This window comes from Roseateles sp. (assembly GCF_031397715.1).
Classification (GTDB): domain Bacteria; phylum Pseudomonadota; class Gammaproteobacteria; order Burkholderiales; family Burkholderiaceae_C; genus Paucibacter_A.
On sequence record NZ_JANNMI010000053.1, the window covers coordinates 1 to 3743 of the forward strand.

At 63.9% G+C, this 3743-nt stretch carries 5 protein-coding genes; 4 read left to right on the forward strand and 1 reads right to left on the reverse strand.

What is annotated here, in order from left to right:
- From RMO57_RS02545 to RMO57_RS02560, 4 genes are all read left to right on the forward strand, one after another.
- A partial coding sequence (locus RMO57_RS02545) for an acyl-CoA dehydrogenase (RefSeq protein WP_310383910.1) occupies positions 1-1058 on the forward strand: 1058 nt, incomplete at its 5' end.
- Position 1059: 1 nt separating this feature from the next.
- A complete protein-coding gene (locus RMO57_RS02550; protein ID WP_310383911.1) occupies positions 1060-1257 on the forward strand; it encodes a hypothetical protein in 198 nt (65 codons plus the stop codon).
- Between the two features lie 23 nt (positions 1258-1280).
- A complete protein-coding gene (locus RMO57_RS02555) occupies positions 1281-2072 on the forward strand; it encodes an SDR family oxidoreductase (protein WP_310383913.1) in 792 nt (263 codons plus the stop codon).
- Positions 2073-2079: 7 nt separating this feature from the next.
- The gene (locus RMO57_RS02560) at positions 2080-2580 is read left to right on the forward strand and encodes a PaaI family thioesterase (RefSeq protein WP_310383915.1); all 501 of its coding nucleotides are present in this window, start codon (positions 2080-2082) and stop codon (positions 2578-2580) included.
- A gap of 66 nt (positions 2581-2646) precedes the next feature.
- Here RMO57_RS02560 and RMO57_RS02565 read toward each other — a convergent pair.
- A partial coding sequence (locus RMO57_RS02565; protein WP_310383917.1) for a methyl-accepting chemotaxis protein occupies positions 2647-3743 on the reverse strand: 1097 nt, incomplete at its 5' end.

Sequence of the window (3743 nt, forward strand, 5' to 3'; positions counted from 1 at the left end):
GCGAGCGCAACGATGTGCGGCTGGCCGGCCTGAACCACAAGCTCGGCTTTCGCGGCACCAGCAACTGCGTGCTGAACTTTGGCGAGGGTGGGGCGGGTGCCGTCGGCTATCTGGTTGGCCAGCCCGGCGAGGGGCTGAAGTGCATGTTCCACATGATGAACGAGGCGCGCATCGGCGTCGGCCTGGGTGCGGCGATGCTGGGCTATGCAGGCTTCGAGGCCAGCTTGGCCTATGCCCGCCAGCGCACGCAAGGACGCGCCGTCGGGCCGGGTGGCAAAGACGCGGCCCTACCGCAGCGACCCATCATCGAACACGCCGACGTCAAGCGCATGCTGCTGGCGCAGAAGAGCTATGTCGAAGGCGGCCTGGCGCTGGCTCTGCTGTGCGCGCGCCTGGTCGACGAGCTGCACAGCGGCTCGGCGGTCAGCGCCCAAGAGGCGAAACTGGTGCTGGAGGTGTTGATCCCCATCGTCAAGAGTTGGCCCAGCGAATGGTGCCTGGAGGCCAACTCGCTGGCGATCCAGGTGCTGGGCGGCTATGGCTACACGCGCGATTTTCCGGTCGAGCAGTATTGGCGCGACAACCGGCTCAACATGATTCACGAGGGCACGCACGGCATCCATGGGCTTGACTTGTTAGGCCGCAAGGTCGTGATGAACGAGGGTCAGGCCTTGCTGGCGCTGGCCGTGCGTATCAACAAGACGGTGGCGGCGGCGCTGCAAGAGCCCAGCCTGGCGCCGCAAGGCCATGCGCTGGCGGCGGCACTGGCCCTTGTCGCCAGCGCCACCCAGGACGCTTGGGCCAGCGGCCAGCCCGAAGAGGCGCTGGCCAATGCCACGCCCTATCTGCAGGCCTTCGGTCATCTGGTGCTGGCATGGGTCTGGTTGGATGTGGCATTGAAAGCCGGCCAGGGCAGCGATTTCGGTGACTTCGCTCAGGGAAAGCAAGCCGCCTGCCGCTACTTCTTTGCCTACGAGCTGCCCAAGATAGCCGCTTGGCTAGGCGTTGTGGCCAGCCGCGAGCCGCTGTGCCGAGAGATGCGTGAAGAGTGGTTCTGATTTGAAGAATGTGCCAGCCAAGCTAGCCCGCCTGGAGACCTTGGCTTGGGTGTTTGTGTACGGCGGCATGCTGCTCGGCACGCTGGGCTTGTTCGTGCTGGGTCGGGATGATTTGCTCGCCGATGTATTGCTGGGCGCGGGCGGTTTGGCCGTGGCTCTTGGCATGTTCCTGATCTGGCTGCGTTCACGCTGGAAGTAAGTGTTTTCAACCGAGATTTCAAGATGACGCAACGCGTACAAGACCTGTTCGACTTGAGTGGCCAAGTGGCCTTGATCACCGGCGGCTCGCGTGGCTTGGGCCTGCAGATCGCCGAGAGCTTGGGCGAGGCCGGGGCCACCGTCATGCTGACCGCGCGCAAGGCGGCCGACCTTGAAGAAGCGGTGGCCCATTTGCAGAGTCGCGGCATCACGGCCCATGCAATCGCCGCCGACGCGGCCGATGAAGCCCAAGCGGTCGGCGTGGTGACGCAGACGGTGGCGCTGCTCGGCCGCATCGACATCCTGGTCAATAACGCCGGCGCCAGCTGGGGTGCGCCGGCCGAGGACCACCCGCTGGCGGCCTGGGACAAGGTGATGAACCTGAATATCCGCAGCCTATTTGTGTTCGCTCAAGCCGTGGCCAAGCAGTCCATGTTGGCGCGCCGTTATGGCCGCATCATCAATGTGGCCTCGATCGCCGGCCTGGCCGGCAACTCCAGCGTGATGAAGACCATCGCCTACAACACCAGCAAGGGCGCGGTAGTCAACTTCACCCGCGCGCTGGCCGGTGAATGGGGCCAATACGGCATCACCGTGAATGCGCTGGCGCCGGGCTTTTTCCCCAGCAAGATGACGCAAGGCTTGTTGGCCGCAGTCGGTGAAGAGGCGATCGCGGCCAGCGCCCCGCTGCGCCGCATCGGCGATGATGAAGACTTGAAAGGCGCCGCCTTGCTGTTCGCCTCCCGCGCCGGCAAACACATCACTGGGCAAGTTCTTGCAGTAGACGGCGGTGTCAGCGCGATCCACGGAGCTTGATTGAAAAATGCAAACGCCTAAATCAACCGGCAATTTGAAATTCCCGGTCCATATTCCGTTTGTCGAACAGCTGGGCTTTGAGCTGCACAGCATGGGCGACGGTCAAGCCGAGTTGCGGGTTGATCTGGCCGAGGGCCATATGAATTCATGGGAAGTGGCGCATGGCGGTGTGCTGATGACGCTGCTGGACGTGGCGATGGCGCATGCCGCCCGCAGCATCCACCGCGATCAAGCGGGCTTCGGCCCCGGTGTCGTCACCATCGAGATGAAGACCTCCTTCATGCGGCCCGGCGAGGGCGAGCTGCGTGCCATCGGCAAGCTGCTGCACCGCACCGCCACCTTGGCCTTTTGCGAAGCGTCGGTGTTAGGGGAGGGCGGCGATTTGTGTGCTCATGCCACCGCCACCTTCAAGTATGTGAGAGCCTTGCCGGCCCGTGGCAAGGCCGTTAAGTCGCTGCGGGGCAGCGCCGACGATGTGGCCGCTGAGGATGCCGGGCAGGGCGCTTAAGTAGGGCAGAGCTAAGTAGGGCGGTTAAGTAGGGCAGCTAAATAGGGCGGCTAAGTTCCGTCCCGCTCAGCGCAGCTTGAATACTGCCACCACCTGCACCAGTTGATCGGCTTGTTGGCGCAGGCTCTCGGCCGCCGCCGCGCTTTCTTCCACCAGGGCGGCATTTTGCTGGGTGACCTTGTCCATCTGCGTGATCGCCTCGCCGACCTGCGCGATGCCCGAGCTTTGCTCGGCGCTGGCCGAGCTGATCTCGCCGACGATGGCCGCCACGCGGCGGATCGAGTCGACGATTTCGCTCATCGTGACGCCGGCCTTGTCGACCAGGACCGTGCCAAGCTCGACCCGCTCGACGCTGGCATTGATCAGGGTTTTGATTTCTTTTGCCGCCTCGGCGCTGCGCTGGGCGAGCGAGCGTACCTCGCTGGCCACCACCGCAAAGCCGCGCCCTTGCTCGCCGGCGCGCGCCGCTTCAACGGCCGCATTCAGCGCCAAGATATTGGTCTGGAAGGCAATGCCGTCGATCACGCTGATGATGTCGGAAATCTTTTTAGAGCTGGCGTTGATGCCCTTCATCGTCTCCACCACTTCGCCCACCACCGCGCCGCCCTGGCTCGCCACGGCCTGGGCACTCAGGGCCAGCTGGTTGGCTTGGCTTGCGTTGTCGGCGTTGTTGCGCACGGTCGAGCTGAGCTCATCCATGGTGGCGGCCGTTTGCTCCAGGGCGCTGGCTTGCTCCTCGGTGCGCTGGCTCAGGTCGGCATTGCCCTGGGCGATCTGGCCGCTGCCGGTGGCCACGCTTTCGGAGTTCTCGCGCACGCTGGCGACGATGCCTTGTAGCCGCAGGCGCATCTCGTCGAGCGCGTGCAGCAGTTGCGAGGTCTCGTCTTTGCCGCTAACGCTCAAGTCTTGCGTCATATCGCCCTCGCTCATGGCGCGAGCACCTGCCGCCGCGCGGGCCAAGGGTGCCGTCACATGGCGGCTGATGCTCAGGCCCAGGCCGATGCCAGCGGCGACGCCGAGCAAAATCAGCACGACGGTGATGTTGCGGCTCTGCTGATAGAGCGCGTCGTTGCCATCTGAGTCGCAAGCTCCGCAATTGAGTGGTTCATAGGCTTGACCAAAATAATTCTTTAGAAATTTGTGGCGGCAAATACTCATTCGAC

Bases quoted from the DNA above. Each gene is read 5' to 3' on its own strand.
- RMO57_RS02555 (WP_310383913.1), top strand. From the start codon at position 1,281: ATGACGCAACGCGTACAAGACCTGTTCGACTTGAGTGGCCAAGTGGCC.
- RMO57_RS02560 (WP_310383915.1), top strand. From the start codon at position 2,080: ATGCAAACGCCTAAATCAACCGGCAATTTGAAATTCCCGGTCCATATT.